18 protein-coding genes and 1 rRNA gene are annotated in these 20,675 nt (G+C 69.9%); 10 read left to right on the top strand and 9 right to left on the bottom strand.

Annotated features, from left to right (window positions below):
* Nucleotides 1–2: 2 nt before the first annotated feature.
* The 6 genes from rrf to Tsedi_RS11255 all read left to right on the top strand — a co-directional run bounded on the left by rrf (nucleotide 3) and on the right by Tsedi_RS11255 (nucleotide 4,967).
* Nucleotides 3–116 (top strand): 5S ribosomal RNA (rrf, locus tag Tsedi_RS11280).
* Nucleotides 117–224: 108 nt separating this feature from the next.
* Nucleotides 225–1,286, top strand: coding sequence for a homocysteine S-methyltransferase family protein (locus Tsedi_RS11275; protein WP_143896670.1), 1,062 nt, complete (start codon nucleotides 225–227; stop codon nucleotides 1,284–1,286).
* 113 nt (nucleotides 1,287–1,399) lie between these two features.
* The gene (locus tag Tsedi_RS11270) at nucleotides 1,400–2,137 is read left to right on the top strand and encodes a GGDEF domain-containing protein (protein WP_143896669.1); all 738 of its coding nucleotides are present in this window, start codon (nucleotides 1,400–1,402) and stop codon (nucleotides 2,135–2,137) included.
* Nucleotides 2,134–2,979, top strand: a complete 846-nt coding sequence (locus Tsedi_RS11265) for a MinD/ParA family protein (protein ID WP_143896667.1) — start codon at nucleotides 2,134–2,136, stop codon at nucleotides 2,977–2,979. The genes Tsedi_RS11270 and Tsedi_RS11265 overlap by 4 nt, the downstream gene beginning before the upstream one ends.
* The gene (locus Tsedi_RS11260; RefSeq protein WP_143896665.1) at nucleotides 2,966–4,561 is read left to right on the top strand and encodes an HDOD domain-containing protein; all 1,596 of its coding nucleotides are present in this window, start codon (nucleotides 2,966–2,968) and stop codon (nucleotides 4,559–4,561) included. Before Tsedi_RS11265 ends, Tsedi_RS11260 begins: the two co-directional genes overlap by 14 nt.
* A gap of 76 nt (nucleotides 4,562–4,637) precedes the next feature.
* Entirely contained in the window at nucleotides 4,638–4,967 is a 330-nt protein-coding gene (locus Tsedi_RS11255; protein WP_143896663.1) for a DUF1840 domain-containing protein, read from the top strand.
* Between the two features lie 12 nt (nucleotides 4,968–4,979).
* Here the strand turns inward: Tsedi_RS11255 and Tsedi_RS11250 are convergent, their stop codons facing one another.
* The 8 genes from Tsedi_RS11250 to Tsedi_RS11215 all read right to left on the bottom strand — a co-directional run bounded on the left by Tsedi_RS11250 (nucleotide 4,980) and on the right by Tsedi_RS11215 (nucleotide 14,519).
* Complete coding sequence (locus tag Tsedi_RS11250; RefSeq protein WP_143896661.1) at nucleotides 4,980–5,966, bottom strand: tripartite tricarboxylate transporter substrate-binding protein; 987 nt, start codon at nucleotides 5,964–5,966, stop codon at nucleotides 4,980–4,982.
* A gap of 86 nt (nucleotides 5,967–6,052) precedes the next feature.
* Nucleotides 6,053–7,321 (bottom strand): phenylacetate--CoA ligase family protein, encoded by a 1,269-nt coding sequence (locus tag Tsedi_RS11245; RefSeq protein ID WP_143896659.1) that lies wholly within the window; start codon nucleotides 7,319–7,321, stop codon nucleotides 6,053–6,055.
* Between the two features lie 50 nt (nucleotides 7,322–7,371).
* Nucleotides 7,372–8,181: an ABC transporter ATP-binding protein gene (locus Tsedi_RS11240; RefSeq protein WP_143896657.1), complete on the bottom strand. Its 810-nt coding sequence runs from the start codon at nucleotides 8,179–8,181 to the stop codon at nucleotides 7,372–7,374.
* 140 nt (nucleotides 8,182–8,321) lie between these two features.
* Nucleotides 8,322–9,659 carry an ABC transporter substrate-binding protein gene (locus tag Tsedi_RS11235; protein ID WP_143896655.1) on the bottom strand — a complete coding sequence of 446 codons (1,338 nt, stop codon included), beginning with the start codon at nucleotides 9,657–9,659 and terminating at the stop codon, nucleotides 8,322–8,324.
* 49 nt (nucleotides 9,660–9,708) lie between these two features.
* A complete protein-coding gene (locus tag Tsedi_RS11230; RefSeq protein WP_143896653.1) occupies nucleotides 9,709–10,785 on the bottom strand; it encodes a branched-chain amino acid ABC transporter permease in 1,077 nt (358 codons plus the stop codon).
* A gap of 15 nt (nucleotides 10,786–10,800) precedes the next feature.
* The gene (locus tag Tsedi_RS11225; RefSeq protein WP_143896651.1) at nucleotides 10,801–11,730 is read right to left on the bottom strand and encodes a branched-chain amino acid ABC transporter permease; all 930 of its coding nucleotides are present in this window, start codon (nucleotides 11,728–11,730) and stop codon (nucleotides 10,801–10,803) included.
* A gap of 27 nt (nucleotides 11,731–11,757) precedes the next feature.
* Entirely contained in the window at nucleotides 11,758–12,543 is a 786-nt protein-coding gene (locus tag Tsedi_RS11220) for an ABC transporter ATP-binding protein (protein WP_143896649.1), read from the bottom strand.
* A gap of 29 nt (nucleotides 12,544–12,572) precedes the next feature.
* Nucleotides 12,573–14,519: an AMP-binding protein gene (locus tag Tsedi_RS11215; protein ID WP_143896647.1), complete on the bottom strand. Its 1,947-nt coding sequence runs from the start codon at nucleotides 14,517–14,519 to the stop codon at nucleotides 12,573–12,575.
* A 203-nt stretch (nucleotides 14,520–14,722) separates the two neighbouring features.
* Here Tsedi_RS11215 and Tsedi_RS11210 point away from each other — a divergent pair, with 203 nt between their 5' ends.
* The 3 genes from Tsedi_RS11210 (at nucleotide 14,723) to htpG (ending at nucleotide 19,029) form a co-directional block, all read left to right on the top strand.
* Nucleotides 14,723–15,451, top strand: coding sequence for a Crp/Fnr family transcriptional regulator (locus tag Tsedi_RS11210; protein WP_246099263.1), 729 nt, complete (start codon nucleotides 14,723–14,725; stop codon nucleotides 15,449–15,451).
* Between the two features lie 78 nt (nucleotides 15,452–15,529).
* Entirely contained in the window at nucleotides 15,530–17,002 is a 1,473-nt protein-coding gene (locus tag Tsedi_RS11205; RefSeq protein WP_185970662.1) for a putative bifunctional diguanylate cyclase/phosphodiesterase, read from the top strand.
* A gap of 92 nt (nucleotides 17,003–17,094) precedes the next feature.
* Nucleotides 17,095–19,029, top strand: a complete 1,935-nt coding sequence (gene htpG, locus Tsedi_RS11200) for a molecular chaperone HtpG (protein ID WP_143896641.1) — start codon at nucleotides 17,095–17,097, stop codon at nucleotides 19,027–19,029.
* 75 nt (nucleotides 19,030–19,104) lie between these two features.
* Here htpG and Tsedi_RS11195 read toward each other — a convergent pair whose 3' ends face one another.
* Nucleotides 19,105–19,689 carry a hypothetical protein gene (locus Tsedi_RS11195; RefSeq protein ID WP_143896639.1) on the bottom strand — a complete coding sequence of 195 codons (585 nt, stop codon included), beginning with the start codon at nucleotides 19,687–19,689 and terminating at the stop codon, nucleotides 19,105–19,107.
* Nucleotides 19,690–19,789: 100 nt separating this feature from the next.
* On the opposite strand from Tsedi_RS11195, the gene Tsedi_RS11190 reads away from it, so the two are divergent.
* Nucleotides 19,790–20,668: a class I SAM-dependent methyltransferase gene (locus tag Tsedi_RS11190; RefSeq protein WP_143896637.1), complete on the top strand. Its 879-nt coding sequence runs from the start codon at nucleotides 19,790–19,792 to the stop codon at nucleotides 20,666–20,668.
* Nucleotides 20,669–20,675 lie beyond the last annotated feature (7 nt).

The following is a 20,675-nucleotide window of genomic DNA, read 5'->3' as shown; positions in this document are numbered from 1 at the left end:
AGCCTGACGACCATAGCAAGGCGGCCCCACCCCTTCCCATCCCGAACAGGACCGTGAAACGCCTTCGCGCCGATGATAGTGCGGAGCTCCCGCGTGAAAGTAGGTCATCGTCAGGCCGTTATGCCAGCGGACCCCGGAATTCGACGAGAATTCCGGGGTTTCGTCTTTATGGCACCGGCGCGGTCTGATCACGTTGCGTCGGGCCCCCGTGACAGAGCGAGGACATGAGCGCATATACCCGTGGACAGGCGCTGGTGCGCCTGCTGGAGCAACGCATCGTGCTGATCGACGGCGCGATGGGGACGATGATTCAGCGCTTCCGCCTGACTGAGGCGCAGTACCGCGGGGCCCGTGGCGAGCAGGAGGCACCGGATCGGCGCTTCGCCGACCATCCGGTCGAGCTCAAGGGCAACAACGAGCTGCTGTCACTGACGCGGCCGGACGTGATCAGCCAGATTCACGAGGGGTATCTGGCGGCTGGTGCCGACATCATCGAGACCAACACGTTCGGGGCCACGACGATCGCGCAGGCCGACTACGGGCTGGAAGCGTGGGCGCGTGAGATGAACGTGGCGTCGGCGCGGCTCGCGCGGGCGGCTGCGGATCGCTTCGGCACGCTCGAGCGGCCGCGGTTCGTGGCAGGGGCGCTGGGGCCGACGCCGCGCACGGCCAGCATCAGCCCGGACGTCAACGATCCCGGTGCGCGCAACGTGACGTTCGACGAGCTCGCGCAGGCCTATCTCGAGCAGGCGCGCGCGCTGCTGGAGGGAGGGGTGGACCTCCTGCTGGTGGAGACGGTGTTCGACACGCTCAACGCGAAGGCGGCGCTGTTCGCGATCGAGCAGGTGTTCGACGAGACCGGCGAGCGCTTGCCGGTGATGGTCAGCGGCACGGTGACCGATGCGTCCGGGCGGCTGCTGAGTGGCCAGACGGTGACGGCGTTCTGGGCCAGCGTGCGTCACGCGCGGCCGCTGGCGGTCGGGCTGAACTGTGCGCTCGGTGCGGCGCTGATGAAGCCGTACATCCAGGAGCTCGCCCGCGTGGCCAGCGACGTCTACATCAGCTGTTACCCGAACGCCGGGCTGCCCAACCCCATGAGCGAGACGGGCTTCGACGAGCGTCCGGAGGACACGGCGCGGCTGCTGCACGGGTTTGCCGCCGAGGGGCTGGTCAACATCATCGGCGGCTGCTGCGGCACGACGCCGGAGCACATCGCGGCGATCGGTCAGGCGGCGGCCGGCTGCCGACCCAGGCCACGCTTGAGTCGGCTGGTCTCGATGGGCTGAAAGGGCCAGAGGCCGCGGCGTAGCCGCATGGGGCCGAACGGGGACCGCTACAATGGACCTCAACCGCCGCGTCGCGCCCGGTCGGGTGGGGTGCGCGGCGCGCCGGGCCGTCCATGGATTCGTCCGCTTTGCAGCTCGATCAGGCGCGCAGCCTGCTGCGGCAGGCGGGCGTGGCGCTGCCGGCCGCGCACGATCCGCCCACTGCGCAGGAGGTGCAGGCGATCATCGACGGGTTGTGCCTGCTGAGCCAGCGCGACGCGCTCACCGGGTTGCCGAATCGGCGCGCCTTCGAGGCGCGCGCGCGGCAGGAGCTGGATCGCGCCAGCCGCGCGGGAGAGACGCCGCTTTTGCTGCTGGTGGATCTGGATCATTTCAAGATGGTCAACGACCGCCATGGGCATGCCGCCGGCGATGCGGTCCTGCGGACCGTGGCGCAGGCGCTGCAGCGCTCGGTACGGCCGATGGACACGGTGGCGCGGTTGGGCGGGGAGGAGTTTGCCGTGCTGCTGCCGCACGTGTCGCCGCCCCGCGCGGCGGCCCTGGCCGAGCGCGTGCGCGCAGCGGTGGCTGCCGAGCCGGTGACGCTGCCGGATGGGCGGCTGCTGCCGGTTACGGCCAGCGTCGGGGGGGCGCTGGCACCGCCGTGGGTGCGCACGAACCTGGAGCACTGGCTGGAGCGGGCCGACCGGCAGCTGTACGCGGCCAAGGCGGGGGGGCGCAACCGCGTCAGTCTGGAAGGTGTCGCGCACACCGAGGTGTCGGCCGAAGAAAAGAACTGGCTGCTCGGCTGGATGGACGGCGATGGACGTATGATCGCGGACGCGGCCGAGGCTGAACCTGACGTGACATGACCGCTACCGATTCCGCATCCCGTCCAGCCACGCCTCCAGGCGGGGTGGTGCTGCACCCCGCCAAGGGCAAGGTGATCGCCATCACGAGCGGCAAGGGTGGCGTGGGCAAGACGTTCCTGTCCGCCAACCTTGCCGCGGCCTTGACGCGGCGCGGTCTGCGCGTGCTGGTGCTGGATGCCGACCTCGGGCTGGCCAACCTCGACGTCGTGCTCAACCTCTATCCCAAGTTGACGCTGCACGACGTCTTCACGGGCAAGTGCACGCTGGAGGAGGCCATCGTGGCCGCGCCGGGCGGCTTCAGCGTGCTGCTGGCCGGCTCGGGCATGGTGGAGTATTCGCGCCTGACGCCGGAGGTGCGGGAGGATTTTCTGCGCCTGATCGGCGAGGTGGTGCCGCGCTACGACGTGGTGCTGCTCGACACCGGCGCCGGCATTTCGGACGTGGTGCTGTTTGCGCTGTCCTTGGCCAGCGAGGTGCTGCTGGTGGCCACGCCGGAGCCGACCTCGCTGACCGACGCGTACGCGACGATCAAGGTGCTGGCCACCCAGCAGCAGCGCCAGTTGATCCGCCTGGTCGTCAACCAGGCGGCCCGTCCGGGCGACGGGCGCGCGATCACGCAGCAGCTGCAGACGGTGCTGAACCGCTTCGTCGGGGCGGGGCCGGGCGGCGGGGTGCGGCTGGTGCACATGGGGGACATCCCGGTCGACCCCGCGGTCAAGGAGGCCGTGATGCGGCGCCAGCTGCTGCTGGTGCACACGCCGGGGTGTCCGGCGGCGTTGGCGGTTGGACAGATCGCCGGCCGGTTGGTGGACACGGTGCTGCGCGCCCATGCCGCGTCCTGACCCGATGGTCGCGATACCGGCGGGCCACGGGGCGGGGGAGCGGTTGGCGGCGCTGCTGGCCCGCATCGGCGCCGACGCCGACTTCCCGGCGCTGTCGGCGCAGGTGCGGCGCGTGCAGCTGCTGGCCGACAGCGAGCTCGAGAATCTGCACCACCTGGCCGACGAAATCCTGCAGGACGTCGGCCTGACGCAGAAGCTGCTGCGCTGGGTCAACGCGGCGCCCCACGTGGCACATCGCGGTGGTGTGGCGACCGTGTCGCGTGCCATCAGCCTGCTGGGGCTGTCGACCGTCAAAGGGATCGCGGCGAGCCTGATGCTGCTGGAGCATTGGGACAACGCGGCCCAGGCCGACCGACTGCGCGAGGCGTTTGCCCACGCGCTGCTGGCCGCGCATCTGGCGGCCGAGCTGCATGGCCAGGGTGCCGAGCGCGAGCGCATCTTTCTGGCGGCGCTGTTCCAAGGGTTCGGGCGCATGCTGATGGTGCGCTTCTTCCCGGAGGTGGCCGAGCGGGTGCAGGCCGAGGCGCAGGGGGATCCGGCGCGCGAGCAGGCTGCGGTGCTGCGCCACCTCGGCGTGCGCTACGACGAGCTGGCGCTGGCGGTGGCGCGCCAGTGGGGGTTTCCCCAGGAGCTGCAGCGCACCATGGAGCGGCCCGGCGGGCCGGTGCCGGCGCGCACACCGCCGGATCGCCTGGAGTGGGTGCGCTGGGTGGCGGCGGCGGGCACGGACCTGGCCGACGCCTGGCTGCAGGGGGTGGTCAGCGGTCATGGGGAGGCGTTCGAGCGCTGCGCGCGGCGCTATGCCCACCTCGTGGAGAAGACGCCGGAGGAGGTGGCCGAGGCGGCGCGGGAAGCGCGCGGTCGCTTCGCCATGTTGCTCGAGGCGGTCGGCCTGCGCGGTCGGCTCAACGGGCCGCTGTGGCGGGCTTGGCTGACCGAGGGGCAGGACGATCCGCGCCGTCCGGTGCCTGGCCCGGCGCGTGCCCCGGACGGTGCGTCGGCCGAGGCCGCCAGCGCTGCGCACGGGCCGCGCGAGGCGGTGGCCGACGAGGAGCCGGCGGCGTTGCTGCTTGCCCAGGGGCTGTACGACGCGACGGCGGCGCTGCTCGATGACCTGTCCGGGCCGGAGCGTCTCGAGCTGGTCTTGGAGACGCTGCTGCGTGCGCTTCGGGCGCAGCGCGTCTGGCTGGTCACGCCCGGGGCCGGGGCGCAGGCGGTGGCACGGCTGTGGCTCGGGCCCGGTGCGGCGGCGGTGGCGTCCCAGTACCGCGTTGCGCTCAACGGCCAGACGTTGGAGTCGGGGGAGCTGCTGCCGGCGCTGGGACGCTTGCGGCGCGACAGCTGGCTGGAGGATGTCGGCGCGGCCAAGATTCAGGCGCGGCTGCCGGCCTGGTACCAGGCGGCGTGCGCGGCGCGCACGTCGATGATCATGCTGCCGCTTTGGCGTGGCGAGCAGTGGCTGGGTTGGCTGCACCTGGATGGCCCGGGCATCGTCCTGCCGGCGCTGGGTGGGGTGGAGCGGCACCTGCTGCGGGCGCTGCGCAACCTGGCGGCGGCGGCGCTGGCCGAGCGGCCGGCGTGACCGCCGGCGCCCTTGTGTCCGGCGCGCCTTGCGCCTAAGATGGCCGCATGGCCGACTGCCTCAGGAGGATTGCGCGATGCTGTACCGTTTCAAGTCCAAGGCCACGGCCGACGTCGTGATGCTGGAGCCGAATGGCCGGCGCGTGCTGGAGATCCTGGGCAAGGACCCGCAGGCGCCGGGGATCGTGTTGCCGGAGCAGATCCCGGCGGCGATCGAGGCGTTGCGCGCCGCCGTGGCGGCCGAGGAGGCCGAGGAGGCGCACCAGCGCGAGGAGGCGCGCGCCCGCGGCGAGGAACCGCTCGAGCCGCCGCAAGAGCGCGTGCCACTGCGTGTGCGCGTCGCCCCGTTCATCGACATGCTGCAGCGCTGCCAGCACGAGGGCTGCGAGATTGTCTGGGGCGTCTGACGGCGCGCTGGGTCAGTCGGCGTACTGACCCGCGGCGTCGATGACCGCTTTGAGCTTGGCGATCTCGGCGGCGACGAAGGCCTTGTGGCCTTCCGGCGTGACGCGTTTGTCGCGCTCGCTGGCCACGAGGGCGCCGAGCTCCGCCTGCTTCTTGATGAAGGCCGGATCCTTGAGCGCCGCGCGCAGGGCCTGGTTGAGCTTCTGCAGCACCGGCGCGGGTGTGCCCTTGGGCGCGTACAGGCCGTGCCAGATGGTCAGGTTGAAGTCCTTCAGGCCCATCTCCTGCAGCGTCGGGTAGTGCTTCAGCAGCGGGTGATCGGACAGGGGCTTGGCGGTGGTGACGGCAAACGCCTTGATGCGGCCGGCCTCGATCTGCTGCGTGGTGTTGGTGGTCTGGTCACACATGACGTCGATGGTGCCGGCGATGAGGTCGTTCATCGCTGGGGCGGTGCCGCGGTAGGCAATGGTGGCCATCGACTTGTCGAGCTTGACGGCGTATTGCCACATCAGGCCGCAGATGTGCGAGGCCGAGCCCAGCCCGGCGTGGCCGAGGTTGAGCTTGCCCTGGTTGGCGCGAATGTAGTTCTCGAAGTCGCGGTAGGTGTTGGCCGGCAGCTGCGGTTTGCCCACCAGGGTCATCGGCACGTCATTGATGATGCCGAGATACTCGAAATCCTCCAGCGGCTTGAACGGCAGCTTGCGGTACAGCGCCGGCGAGGCCGCCATCCCGATGTGCCAGACCAGCAGGGTGTGGCCGTCGGCGGGGGCGCGCGCGACCTTGTTGGCCCCGATCGTGCCGCCGGCACCGGCGGCGTTGTCGATGACGATGGTGGCGTTGTCGAGGTGCTTGCGCATCGCCTCGGCCAGCTGGCGCGCCACCGTGTCGGTGGGGCCGCCGGCGGCGAACGGCACGACGATGGTGATGGGCTTGGTGGGGAAGGCCAGCGCGGCGCCGCTGACGGTGAGCGCCAGCGCCAGCGACCAGAGCTTCTTGGACATGACGTGACTCCGATGAATCCAGTTTGACGGTGGCCACGATGGTAGCGCAGCGCGCCGCGGCGGCCCCCCGCACAAACCCGTGGTCCTCAATCGTAGGCGCGCGCGTCCTCGATGACCTTGCCGTCGTTGGGCAGCGTGCCGGCCGGCACCAGTTCGACCTCGCCGCGCAGCTTGGTGACGTCGCGCAGCGTCTCCGCCAGCGCCGCGCGCAGCGCCGCGTCGTCGGGGGAGGCGGTCTCGGCGCGCAGCGTCATGCGGTCGTCGGCCATGCGGCCGCTGACCACCAGGCGCGCGCGCAGCACCGGCGGGTGGCGGCGCACCACCTCGGCCACCTGCGAGGGGTGCACGAACATCCCCTTGACCTTGGTGGTCTGGTCGGCGCGTCCCAGCCAGCCACGGATGCGAACGTTGGTGCGTCCGGTGGGACACGTGCCGGGCAGCACCGCCGAGAGGTCACCGGTGCCGAAGCGGATCAGCGGGTAGGCGCGGTTGAAGACGGTGACGACGACCTCGCCGACCTCGCCGTCGGGCACGGGGTCGCCGGTGCCGGGCCGCACGATCTCCAGCAGCACGCCCTCATCCAGCACCAGGCCCTCGCGCGCCGGGGTCTCGTAGGCGATCAGGCCGGCGTCGGCGGTGGCGTAGGCCTGGAAGCCCTCGATGCCGCGCTCGCGCAGCCAGTCGCGCAGGCTGGGTGGGAAGGCTTCGCCGGAGACGAGCGCCTTGCGGATCGGCAGCCGCATGCCGGCAGCCTCGGCCTTCTCGACGAGGATGCGCAGGAAGCTGGGGGTGCCGCAGTAGCCCACCGGTTTGAGGTCCATGATGGCGGCGAGCTGCTGCTCGGTGTTGCCGACGCCCCCCGGAAACACCGTGCAGCCCAGCGTCTGCGCCCCGGCCTCCATCATCCAGGCGCCAGGGGTCAGGTGGTAGCTGAAGGCGTTGTGGATCAGGTCGCCGGGCTCGAAACCCGCCGCCACCAGCGCGCGCGCGGTGCGCCAGTAGTCGGGGGCGTCACCCTCGGGCTCGTAGATCGGCCCGGGTGACTGGTAGACGCGGCGCGCCCCGCGTGCGTGCAGCAGGCCGCGCCAGCCAACCGTGGCCAAGCCGGCGAAAGGGTCGCCACCGGCTGCGCGGCTGGCCTGCTGGCGCTCCATCAGCTCGTGCTTGCGCAGCACCGGCAGACGGGCCAGCGCCGCGCGCGTCGTGACCGTGGACGGGTCCACGTCGGCGAGCTGCCCGGCCCAGAAGCCGCCGGCTTGCTTGGCGTGGGTGATCAGGTCAGGCAGGGCGGCCAGCAGGGCGGCTTCGCGCTCCGCGGGGGCGCGGGTTTCCAGGGCGTCGAGATGGGTGGGCATGGGCGTTCGGGATGGCGGTGACGGCGGACGGAGGGGGCGGACGGCGACGCTCAGGCCAGCCAGCGCTTGCGGCGCTTGTAGCTCTTGACGTCACGAAAGCTCTTGCGCTGTCCACCGCCCATGCCGAGGTAGAACTCCTTGACGTCCTCGTTGTTGCGCAGGTCCTCGGCGGCGCCGTCCATCACGATGCGGCCGGACTCCATGATGTAGCCGTAGTTGGCGTAGCGCAGCGCCATGTTGGTGTTCTGCTCGGCGATCAGGAAGCTGACCTTTTCCTTCTGGTTCAGGTCCTTGACGATCTCGAACACCTCCTCGACGATCTGCGGCGCCAGGCCCATGGAGGGCTCGTCCAGCAGCACGACGCTGGGGTTGGCCATCAGCGCGCGGCCGATCGCGCACATCTGCTGCTCGCCGCCGGAGGTGTAGGCGGCCTGGCTGGTGCGGCGCGTCTTCAGGCGCGGGAAGTAGGTGTAGACCTTCTCCAGGTTGGCGGCGATCTCGCCCTTGTCCTTGCGCGTGTAGGCGCCGGTCAGCAGGTTTTCCTCGATCGTCAGGTGGGCGAAGCAGTGCCGCCCCTCCATCACCTGCACCACGCCGCGCTTGACGAGGTCGGCGGGCGTGAGGTTTTCGATGCGCTCGCCGCGCAGCTCGATCGAGCCCTTGGTGACCTCGCCGCGCTCGCCCTTGAGCAGGTTGGAGATGGCGCGCAGGGTGGTGGTCTTGCCGGCGCCGTTGCCGCCCAGGATGGCGGCGATCTGGCCCTCGGCCAGCTGCAGCGAGACGCCCTTGAGCACGAGGATGACGTGGTTGTAGATGACCTCGATGCCGTTGACGGTGAGGACGGGGGCGGGTGTCGTCATGGGTAAACCTCGAACGATGGGGTGGCGGCCGCCACCCGTCAGGGCCCCGGCGGGGGCGCTGGCGGCTGGCGGCGCGGGCTGGGCCCGCGCCGGCGGCAGCGGCGGTGTGTCCGCCGGCTGCGCGCGCCCGACTCAGGCGGTCAGGATTGGCAGTCCTGCGGGGTGCGGCGCTGGATCTTTTTCTCGGCCGCGTACTTGTCGGCCGCGGCACGCACCATCGGCTTGATGATCTGCTCGTCGGCCTGGTACCAGTCGCTGGTGAACTGCCACTTGCTGCCGTCCCAGGTGTGGATGCGCGCCCAGGCGGCGCCCATGTGATCCTGGCAGGTGGTGGAGATGGGCCGCATGACGCCCTTGAAGCCGAGCGCGTCGAGCTTGGCCTGGGTCAGCTCGAGGTTTTCCAGACCCCAGCGCACCTGCTCGCCGGTCATGACCTTGCCCTTGCCGAAGCGCTCTTGGGCGCGACGCACGCCCTCCACCGCCAGCATGGCGCTGATGGCGCCGCGCACGTACAGCACCTGGCCGACCTCCTCCTTCGGGCCGGTGCCTTGTCCCTTGGCGTGCACCTTGTCGAGGATCTCCTTGATGAACGCGGCGTTGGGCTCGGCGCCGTGCTGCATCGTGACGGCGTTGTAGCCCTTGGCGCCCGCACCGACGTCCTTGACGTCCGGCTCCGCGCCGGCCCACCAGACGCCGTACATCTTCTCACGCGGGTAGCCCACCGCCTGCGCCTCCTTGATGGCGGTGGAGTTCATCACGCCCCAGCCCCACAGCAGCACGTAGTCGGGGCGCTGTTGGCGGATCTGCAGCCAGGTGGACTTCTGTTCCACGCCAGGGTGCGCCACCGGCAGCAGGCTGAGCTGGAAGCCGTGCATGGTGGCGCGCTCCTGCAGCAGCGGGATCGGCTCCTTGCCGAACGGGCTGTCGTGGTAGACCAGCGCGATCTTCTTGCCCTTGAGCTTGTCGAAGCCGCCCTCCTGCTTGGCGATGTGCTGGATCAGCACGTCGGCGGCGACCCAGTAGGTGCCGGCGAGCGGGAAGTTCCACTTGAAGACGCCGCCGTCCTGCGATTCGCTGCGGCCGTAGCCGGCGGTGATGAGCGGGATCTTGTCCACCGGGGCTTTCTCGGTCAGCGCGAAGGTCACGCCGGTGGACAGCGGCTGGAACATCGAGGCGCCGCCGTTCTTGCCCTTGAGACGTTCGTAGCACTCCACGCCGCGGTCGGTGGCGTAGCCGAATTCGCATTCCTCCCAGATGACCTTGACGCCGTTGATGCCGCCGCGCGCGTTGGTGAGCTTGAGGTAGTCGATGAAGCCGTTGGCCCACGGCGTGCCGTTGGGCGCGTAGGCGCCGGTGCGGTACACCAGCACGGGGAAGAACTGTTCCTTGGCCTGGGCGTGGGCCGCGGTGCCTGTCAGCACGGAGGCCAGGGTGGCGGCGGCCACGGCGGTGGCCAGCAGGGTCGAGCGAGGCTTCATGGTGTGTCTCCTTCGGGTTGAAGCACGGGTGGGAAAGCGACGGGGGGCGTCAGTGCGGGAACGGCCAGATGCGCAGCTTCTGCTTGCCGATGCTCCACAGCTTGGCCAGACCGTGGGGCTCGACGATCAGGAACCAGACGATGAGCGCGCCGAAGATCATGTACTCGGTGTGGCTGACGGCGGCGGTGGAGACGCTCAGGCCGAACAGACCGCCGAGCCACGGCAGGAACTGGTTGAGGAAGATCGGCAGCACGACGATGAAGGCCGCGCCGAAGAAGCTGCCCATGATGGAGCCGAGCCCCCCGATGATGACCATGAACAGCAGCTGGAACGAGCGGTCGATCGAGAACGCCGCCGGCTCCCACGAGCCGAGGTGCACGAAGCCCCACAGCGCGCCGGCCACGCCGACGATGAAGGAGCTGACCGCAAACGCCGACAGCTTGGCGTAGACCGGGCGGATGCCGATCACCGCGGCGGCCACGTCCATGTCGCGGATCGCCATCCACTCGCGCCCGATCGCCGAGCGCACCAGGTTCTTGGCCAGCAGCGCGAACACCACCACCACGCCGAGGCAGAACAGGTACTTCTCCACCGGCGTGTCGATGCGCCAGCCGAGCACGCTGAGGTTGGACACCGACACCGAGCCGGACGGATTGTGGTTGGTGAACCAGCCGATGCGCAGGAACGCCCAGTCGGCGAAGAACTGCGCCGCCAGCGTCGCCACCGCCAGGTACAGGCCCTTGACGCGCAGGCTCGGGATGCCGAAGACGATGCCCACCAGCGTGGCGCACAGGCCGCCGATGAGCAGCGCGACGATCAGCGGCATGCCCTCGATGCGCACGAAGGCGTTGTAGGCCATGTAGGCGCCCACGGCCATGAAGGCGCCCGAGCCCAGCGAGATCTGGCCGCAGTAACCGACCAGGATGTTGACCCCGATGGCTGCCAGCGACAGGATCAGGAACGGGATCAGGATGGCGCGGAACAGGTACTCGTCCGCCAGCAGCGGCACGCCGACGAAGGCGAACGCCACCAGCGCGAGGATGGCCCAGCGGTCCTGCGCGATCGGGAAGATCTGCTGGTCGTCGCGGTAGCTGGTCTTGAACTGGCCGTTTTCGCGGTAGAACATGGTTGGTCGCCTCCCTCAGACGCGGTCGATGATCTTTTCGCCGAACAGGCCCTGCGGACGGAACAGCAGGAACACCAGCGCCAGCACGTAGGCGAACCAGATCTCGATGCCGCCGCCGACCAGAGGCCCCAGGTAGACCTCGGAGAGCTTCTCGCCCACGCCGATGATGAGCCCGCCGACGATGGCGCCCGGCACCGAGGTGAGTCCCCCGAGGATGATGACCGGCAGCGCCCGCAGCGCCACCGTCGACAGCGAGAACTGCACGCCGAGCTTGGAGCCCCAGATCATGCCGGCCACCAGCGCGACGATGCCTGCCACGCACCACACGATCACCCAGATGCGGTTGAGCGGAATGCCGATCGACTGCGCGGCCTGGTGATCGTCGGCCACGGCGCGCAGCGCGCGGCCGGTGGCGGTCTTCTGGAAAAACAGGCTCAGGCCCGCCACCAGCGCCGCGGCGATGCCGGCGGCGATCAGGTCCTCCTTGTTGATCAGGATGCCGCCCTCAAAGGTGCCCTCGAGGATGAACACCGGATCCTTCGGCATGCCGATGTTGATCTGGTAGATGTCGCTGCCGAACAGCGTCTGCCCCAGCCCGTCGAGGAAGTAGGTGATGCCCAGCGTCGCCATCAGCAGCGTGGCGCCCTCCTGGTTGACCAGATGGCGCAGCACCAGCGCCTCGATCAGCCAGGCGACGACGAACATCAGCGCTGCCGCCGTGAGGAAGGCCAGCGCGTTGGCCAGCAGGAGGTTGTCGAAGCCGAGCCACTGCGGATACCACTCCGCGAAGCGCGCCATCGCCAGCGCCGCGAACAGCACCATGGCCCCCTGGGCGAAATTGAACACGCCCGAGGCCTTGAAGATGAGCACGAAGCCCAGCGCCACCAGCGCGTAGAGCATGCCGGCCATGAGGCCGCCGAAGACCGTTTCGATGAAGAAGGCCATGCCTGCCGTCTCCTCGTGCGCGCGGGGTCAGTGGCTCGTGCCCAGGTAGGCGCGGATGACGTCGGGGTTGTTGCGCACCTCCTCGGGTGGCCCGTCGCCGATCTTCTTGCCGTAGTCCAGTACGACCACGCGGTCGCTGATGTCCATCACCACGCCCATGTCGTGCTCGATCAGCACGATGGTGGTGCCGAACTCGTCGTTGACGTCGAGGATGAAGCGGCACATGTCCTGCTTCTCCTCCACGTTCATGCCGGCCATCGGCTCGTCCAGCAGCAGCACCTGCGGCTCCATGGCCAGGGCGCGCCCCAGGTCCACGCGCTTCTGCAGCCCGTACGGCAGCTGGCCCACCGGTGTCTTGCGGTAGGCCTGGATTTCCAGGAAGTCGATGATGCGCTCCACCACCTCGCGGTGTTCGATCTCCTCGCGCTCGGCCGGGCCGATGCGCAGCGCCTGCAGGAACAGGTTGCTCTTGATGCGCAGGTTGCGCCCGGTCATGATGTTGTCGAGCACGCTCATGCCCTTGAACAGCGCCAGGTTCTGGAACGTGCGCGCGATGCCCATTTCGGCCACCTGGCGGCTGTTCATGTGGCTGAAGGTGCGGCCGCGGAAGGTGATCGAGCCCTCCTGCGGGGTGTAGACGCCGTTGATGCAGTTCAGCATCGAGCTCTTGCCGGCGCCGTTGGGGCCGATGATGGCGCGGATCTCGTGCTCGCGCACGTCGAAGCTGATGTCGGTGAGCGCCTTGACGCCACCGAAGCGCAGGCTGATGTTGCGTACGTCGAGGATGACGTCGCCGATCTTGCGTTGGGCCATGGGCGGAATCCTGGAGGGCGTTGGGGCGGTCAGGCCGCGGCCTTGAGCGGCTCGAACGTGCGGGCGTCGGCGATGCGCAGCGTGGCGCTGATGGTGCCGGTGCGGCCGTCCTCGAACTTGACCTGGGTCTCGATGTACTGCTCGGTCTTGCCGCCGTAGAGCGCATCGACCAGCGCCGCATACTTCTCGGCGATGAAGCCGCGCCGCACCTTGTTGGTGCGCGTGAGCTCCCCGTCGTCGGCGTCGAGCTCCTTGTGCAGGATCAGGAAGCGGTGGATCTGGCAGCCGGCCAGCATGGCGTCGCGGCTCAGGTCGGCGTTGACCTTCTCGACGCACTCTTGGATCAGCGCGTAGACCTCGGGCTTGCCGGCCAGGTCGGTGTAACCGGTGTAGGGCAGGCCACGCTTCTCGGCCCAGTTGCCCACCGCCTCGAAGTCGATGTTGATCATCGCGCAGACCTTCTCGCGCCCGTCGCCGAAGGCCACCGCCTCCTTGATGGTGGAGAAGAACTTGAGCTTGTTCTCGATGTACTTCGGGGCGAACAGGGCGCCGTCATGGGGGCCGCCCTTCAGACGCCCGACGTCCTTGACGCGGTCGATGATCTTGAGGTGGCCGCTTGCGTCGATGAAGCCGGCGTCGCTGGTGTGGTACCACCCGTCGGCGTCCAGCACCTCGGCGGTGGCCTTCGGGTTCTTGTAGTACTCCTTGAGCAGCCCGGGCGAGCGCACCAGGATCTCGCCCTGCTCCGACAGCTTGATCTCCACGCCCTCGCACGGCACGCCGACGGTGTCGGCGCGCACTTCGTGGTCGGGCTGCAGGCAGACGAACACCGCCGTTTCGGTGGAGCCGTACAGCTGCTTGAGGTTGATGCCGATCGAGCGGTAGAAGGTGAACAGGTCCGGGCCGATCGCCTCACCGGCGGTGTAGGCCACGCGCAGGCGCGAGAACCCCAGGTTGTTGCGCAGCGGGCCGTAGATCAGCACGTCGCCCAGCGCGTAGTGCAGCCGATCCAGCAGCCCCACCGGCTGGCCGTCCATCAGGCGCGGGCCGATGCGGCGCGCCACCTCGATGAAGTGCTGGAACAGCCAGCGCTTGAGCCGCCCGGCGTCCTCCATGCGGATCATGACGCTGGTCAGCATGCCCTCGAAGATGCGCGGCGGCGCGAAATAGTAGGTCGGGCCGATTTCCTTCAGGTCGATCATCACCGTGCTGGCGGACTCCGGGCAGTTGACCACGTAGCCGCACGCCAGCCACTGCGCGTAGCTGAAGATGTTCTGCCCGATCCAGGCCGGCGGCAGGTAGGCCAGCACCTCCTCCTTCTCGGTCAGCTTGTCGAACCTGGCGCCGACCTCGGCGCGGTTGAGCAGCGTGAAGTGCGTGTGCACCACGCCCTTGGGATTGCCGGTCGTGCCGGAGGTGAAGAACATCGCCGCGACGTCGTCGGGCTGGCCGAGCTCGACCTGCTCGGCGAACCACTCCGGGTGCTCCTGGCAGAACACGGCGCCGGCGGCCTCGACCTCCCTGAGCCCCGCCAGGCCGGGGTGGTCGTAGTGGCGCAGGCCGCGCGGGTCGTCGAACAGGATGTGTTCCAGCTGCGGGCACTGCGGCCGGATCTCCAGCAGCTTGTCGACCTGCTCCTGATCTTCCACGACCGCGAAGCGCACCTCGGCGTTGTTGATCGGGAAGACGCACTCGGCGGCCACCGCGTCCTGGTACAGCGGCACCGGGATGCCGCCGATGGCCTGCGTGGCCAGCATCGCCGCGTACAGGCTCGGGCGGTTGTTGCCGATCACCACCAGGTGCTCGCCGCGGCGCAGGCCGAGCTGGTGCAGGCCGGCGGCGATGTGCTGCACGCGCTGCAGCATCTGGCGCCAAGTGGTGGTCTGCCAGATGCCGAACTCTTTTTCGCGCATCGCCGGCGCGTCGGGGCGCTCGCCGGCGTGGCGCATCAGCAGGCGCGGAAAGGTCGTGCGCATGGAATCTCCTCTGCCTGGCGGACCGCGGCGCATGGCGGCCTGCCTGTTGATCCTGCACTGTACGCCGATGTTTGACGTTTTTTTGTCCGTGCGTGGACAATCTAGGGTTGACCCTCATCGGTACTTTCCCTAGGTGGCGCATGGAGCGGCCGCCGCCGCGAGGGAACATTGCCGGCCGTGTCGGGTCCGCCGCCATTCCTGTCGTGAGCCCCACCGCCAACCGCCTGCGCCAGCGCGCGCGCCCACTGACCGAGGCCGAACTGGCCAGCATTCCGTGGCTGGCCGGGCTGGAGCCCGGCGTGCGCGAGCGCGCGCGCGACGCGCTGATGGTCAGCGAGGCCGAGCCGGGCGACTACATCTGCCGCGTCGGCCGTCCCGTCACGTACTGGCTGGGGTTGATCGACGGCCTGCTGAAGATGAGCAACGACGACACGCGCGGGCCGATCATGACCTTCACCGGCGTGGCGCCGGGGGGTTGGTTCGGCGAGGGCACGGCGCTCAAGCGCGAGGCCTACCGCTACAACATCCAGGCGCTGCGGCGCAGCCGCGTGGCCGGCCTGCCGGTGGACATGTTCCACTGGCTGCTGGATCATTCGATCGCCTTCAACCGCTTCGTGATGAACCAGCTCAACGAGCGGCTGGGCCAGTTCATCGCCGCACGCGAGATCGACCGCATCAGCGATCCCGACGTGCGCGTGGCGCGCAGTCTGGCCAACCTGTTCCACCCCGGGCTGTTTCCGGGCGTCGGCGAGGTGCTGCGCATCACCCAGCAGGAGCTGGCCTATCTCGTGGGCCTGTCGCGCCAGCGCGTCAACCTGGCGCTGGCGCGCTGGGAGCGCGCCGGGGCGATCCGCGTCGAGTACGGCGGCCTGCGCGTGCTGGATCTGCAGGCGCTGCGCCGCGCTGGCGTCGACGGTGCGGCGCCGCCGTGATGCATGGCATCGTGGTGCCGTTGGCGGCGCCGCCCTCGCGCGTTACCATCGGAACGCTTCCGATCCGTGCCTTTCCCCATGGCCGAATCCCCTGTTCCGCTGCGCCCGTCGGCGCAGCTGCTGCAGGCGCTGCAGCCGCTGTTCGACGAGGTGCGCCGCAGCCAGCGCGAGCAGCTCGGCCGCCTGCAGCGCAGCGTCGAGCGGCTGCGCGAGGAGGTCTGGCGGCGCGAACGCGCCGAGGCCGAGTTGCGCCGCATCGCCTATGAGGACCCGCTGACCGGCGGGCCGAACTGGGCCGCCGCGCTGGCGCAGGGACGACGGCTGGTGCAGGACGCGTGCGCCGAGGGCACCCCGCTGGCGGTGGTGTGCGTCGATCTGGACCTGTTCCGCAACGTCAACGACGCGCTGGGCCACGCGGTCGGCGACGAAGTGCTGCGGGTGGTGGCGCGCATGGGGCAGCAGCGCATCGCCCCGCCGGGGCTGTTCGCGCGTATCAGCGGGGACCGCTTCGCCGCCGTGCTGCCCGGCTGCGACGCCGAGGCGGCGCAGCGCTGGGCCGCCGAGCTGGTCGGCCGCGCCCAGCGGCCGGTGCTGGTGCACGGGCACGAGCTGGTGGTGCCGCTGTCGGCCGGGGTGGCGTGGCTGGGCGCGCACGGCGAGACGTTCGACGCAGTGGTGGCGGCCGCCGACATGGCCCTCAACGAGGCCAAGGCGCAGGGGCGGCGCTGCTGGCGCGTGTTCGCGCCGGGGCTGCGGCGGCGCAGCGAGCGTGCCCACGCCTTGCACCGCGCGCTGAGCCGCGCGGTGGAGCGTGGCGAGCTGACGCTGCACTACCAGCCGCAGGTGTGGCTGGACCATGGCGGCATCGTCGGCGTGGAGGCGCTGCTGCGCTGGCAGCATCCGGAACTCGGGGCGGTGGCGCCAGCCGAATTCATTCCGGTGGCCGAGGACAGCGGGCTGATCGTCTCGATCGGCGAGTGGGTGCTGCAGGCGGCGCTGCACCAGCTGCGCCGCTGGCGCGACGAGGGCGTGCCGTGCCCGCGCGTGGCGGTCAACCTGTCGATGGCGCAGTTCCGCCAGCCCGACCTGGTGGCGCGCGTGCGCGCGGCCCTGCAGGCTGCCGACGTGCCGCCGCAGGGACTGGAGCTGGAGCTGACCGAGGGGGTGCTGCTGCACGATGCCGAGGCGGCGCAGGCCACGGTGCGCGCCCTGCGGGCGCTGGGGGTGCACCTGTCAATCGACGACTTCGGCACCGGTTATTCCTCGCTGGCGCAGCTGCGGCGCTTTGCGGTGCAGCGCATCAAGATCGACCGCAGCTTCGTCGCCGACCTGCCGCACGACGCGGAGGCCGAGGCGATCGTCGACCTGATCGTGATGCTGGCGCAGCGCCTCGGGTTGGAGACGCTGGCCGAGGGGGTCGAGCAGCCGCAGCAGGCGCAGGCGCTGCTGGCGCGCGGCTGCCGGCTGGCGCAGGGCTACGCGTTTGCGCGGCCGTTGCCCGCGGCGGAGTGCGCGCGCTGGCTGCGCGCCCAGGCCGGCGCCGGGGCTTGAAAGGCGCCGGCGCGCCCCCATCTGCCAGCGATGGCCAGGCGCACGCCCGGCCCGTCCGGTTTCGGTTTTTCCAACGCGACCCGCACCGCACCATGAGTTCCCATACGCATGCCTTTCAGGCCGAGGTGGCGCAGCTGCTGCACCTCGTGACGCATTCGCTGTACTCCAACCGCGACATCTTTCTGCGCGAGCTGGTCTCCAACGCCTCGGATGCCTGCGACAAGCTGCGCTTCGAGGCGCTGGCCGACGCCTCGCTTTACGAGGACCAGCCCAACCTCGAGATCCGCGTCACCTTCGACAAGGCGGCCAGGACGATCACCATCACCGACAACGGCATCGGCATGAGCGAGGCCGAGGCGATCGAGCACCTCGGCACCATCGCCAAGAGCGGCACGCGCGAGTTCCTGCAGCGCTTGAGCGGCGACCAGAAGAAGGACGCGCAGCTGATCGGGCAGTTCGGCGTCGGCTTCTACTCCGGCTTCATCGTCGCCGAGCGCATCGTGGTCGAGAGCCGCCGCGCCGGACTGCCGCCCGAGCAGGGCGTGCGCTGGACGAGCGACGGCAGCGGCCAGTTCACCACCGAGACGATCACGCGCGCCGCGCGCGGCACCAGCGTCATCCTGCACCTGCGCGACGACGCCAGCGAATACCTGAGCCGCTGGAAGCTCAAGTCGATCATCGGCAAGTATTCCGACCACATCAGCCTGCCGATCCTGATGCCCAAGGAGCAGTGGGACAAGGACAAGGGCGAGTACGTGCTGCTGCAGGAGTGGGAGCAGGTCAACGCCGCCAGCGCGCTGTGGACGCGAGCGAAGAAGGACATCACCGACGAGCAGTACGTCGAGTTCTACAAGAACCTCGCCTACGACGACGAGCCGCCGCTGGCCTGGGCGCACCACCGCGTGGAGGGCGCCACCGAGTACACGCAGCTGCTCTACATCCCGTCGAAGGCGCCGTACGACATCTGGAACCGCGACAAGCGCGGCGGCGTCAAGCTCTACGTCAAGCGCGTCTTCATCATGGACGACGCCGAGGCGCTGCTGCCGGTGTACCTGCGCTGGGTCAAGGGCGTGGTCGATTCGGCCGACCTGCCGCTCAACGTCAGCCGTGAGCTGCTGCAGGACAGCCGCGACGTGCGCGCGATCCGCGAGGGCAATACGCGTCGGGTGCTGTCGCTGCTGGAGGATCTCGCGGCCAGGGACCGCAAGCCCGAGGGCGAGGCGTGGGAGCGCCTGAGCGACGACGAGAAGCGGCAGGCCGAGGCCGACGCCGGCAAGTACAGCCGCTTCTGGGCCGAGTTCGGCATGGTGCTCAAGGAGGGGCTGGGCGAGGACTTCGCCAACCGCGAGCGGCTGGCGCGCCTGCTGCGCTTCGCCTCCACGCACAGCGAGGCCGCAACGGTGAGCCTGGCGGACTACAAGGCGCGCATGAAGGAAGGCCAGGAGGCGATCTACTACCTGACCGCCGAGTCGCTGGCCGCGGCCAGGAACAGCCCGCAGCTGGAGGTGTTCCGCAAGAAGGGCATCGAGGTGCTGTTCATGACCGACCGCGTCGACGAGTGGATGCTGCAGTACCTGCACGACTTCGACGGCACGCCGCTGCGCAGCGTCGCCAAGGGCGCGGTCGACCTCGGCAAGCTGCAGGACGAGGAGGAGAAGAAGAAGACCGAGCAGGCCGCCGAGACCTTGAAGCCGCTGCTGCAGCGCCTCAAGGACGTGCTGAAGGACAAGGCCAAGGATGTGCGCGTCTCGGCGCGGCTGGTGGATTCGCCGGCATGCCTGGTGGTGGAGGACGGCGAATATTCGATGCAGCTGGCGCGGCTGCTCAAGGCAGCCGGGCAGAAGGTGCCTGACGTCAAGCCGATCCTGGAGCTCAACCCCGAGCACGCGCTGGTGCGCAAGCTGGACGGCCATCCGCACTTCGACGACCTGGCGCACGTGCTGTTCGACCAGGCGCTGTTGGCCGAGGGGGGCATGCCGGAAGATCCGGCCGGCTACGTCAAGCGCGTCAGCGCCCTGCTGGCGTGAGGCGCCCGCGCCCCGCCGGCGCCGCCACGGGGGCGCAGCCCCCGTGGCGCCCGGGGCGGCCGGCGCGCCGCCGGCTCACGGCAGCGTGCCGGCCCACTCCAGGATCGCGCGATGGTCCGGCGGCAGCAGCGTGTACTTGATGCCCTCGCTGCTGTAGAAGGTGCGCATTTCGAGGTCGATCTCGCGCGCACGCTGCTCGTCCTGCAGCCGCCCCGCCTGCACGTAGGGCTTGTCGGTGTCGCGCTGGGCGAAGATGTTGATGTGCTCGAAGCGCTTGATCCAGGCGTGGATCTGCGCCTTCGTCTTGGCGACGTCGCAGATGTTGTCGGGGTATTTTTCGTTGTAGTAGAGCAGCTGGGGCAGCCCCCCCTCGGTGACCAGGTATTGCACCTGGCCGTCCAGGCAGACCAGCATCCGGTACTGCTGCTGCGCCAGCCCCCACTGGTTGCGCAGGCCCTCGGTATCGCCGGCCCACACGTGCGCCTTGGCGACCTCGGGCACCCACTCCACGGTCTTGCCCAGCAGGTGGAGCTTGAGCACGATCGCCGAGGCGTAGAGCGACTTGTCGCAGCCCGGCCCGCCCAGGATGTTGATCACCTTGGTGGCGTAGCGGCGCATGCGGGTTTCGCTCGGATCGACGTAGATGACGCGCGTGCTCATGGCGGGCGGGCGGTGGCCGACGATGGCCGCATCATGCACCGGTCCGCGCGGCCCCGCAAGCGCCTGCGGGGTCGGCCGGCGCCTGGGGTACGATGGCATCATGAAACGATCCCCCGCGGCGGCGCTGCCGCCGGACGTGCAGGCCGAGTTGCGGCCGGGCCAGTCGATCGAGCTGCTCAAGGAGCTGCACATCCTGACGCGCGACGGCCGGCTCAACCAGGACACGCGCCGCAAGCTCAAGCAGGTCAACCACCTGCTGCATTTCATCGAGCCGCTGCTGGAGACGGCGCTGGCCGCGCGTGGCGACGTCACGGTGGTGGACCATGGCGCCGGCAAGTCGTACCTCGGCTTCCTGCTGTACGACCGCGTGCTGGCCGCGCGGGCGGCCGGCTCGGTGTGGAGCGTGGAGGCGCGGCCGGAGCTGGTGGCGCGCGCCCAGGCGCTGGCGCAGCGGCTGGGCTTTGCGCGCATGCACTTCGTCGCCGCCACCGTGCGCGAGGCGATGGCGGCGCTGCCGGCGCAGGTGGACGTGGTCACCGCGCTGCACGCCTGCGACACCGCCACCGACGACGCGCTGGACTTCGCGCTGCAGCGCCAGGCCGGCGCGATCGTCGTCGTGCCGTGCTGCCAGGCCGAGGTGGCCGCGGCGCTGCGGCGCCACAAGGCGCTGCAGCTGGCGCGCACGCCGCTGGCGGAGCTGTGGCGTCACCCGCTGCACACGCGCGAGTTCGGCAGCCAGGTCACCAACGTGATGCGCTGCCTGCGGCTGGAGGCCGCCGGCTACGACGTCACCGTCACCGAGCTGGTGGGCTGGGAGCACTCGCTGAAGAACGAGCTGATCCTGGCGCGACGCACCGGCCGGCGCAAGCGCAGCGCGGCGCTGCGGCTGCAGCGCATCCTCGATGACCTGGGGCTGGCGGAACTCGGGGCCCGCTTTGCCATCCCACAGGGCATGGGAACCGAGGCTCCCGAGGAGTGAGCACATC

Origin of the sequence: Tepidimonas sediminis (assembly GCF_007556605.1) — a bacterium.
Lineage (GTDB): Bacteria > Pseudomonadota > Gammaproteobacteria > Burkholderiales > Burkholderiaceae_C > Tepidimonas > Tepidimonas sediminis.
This window is presented reverse-complemented; position numbering and strand designations above follow the sequence as displayed.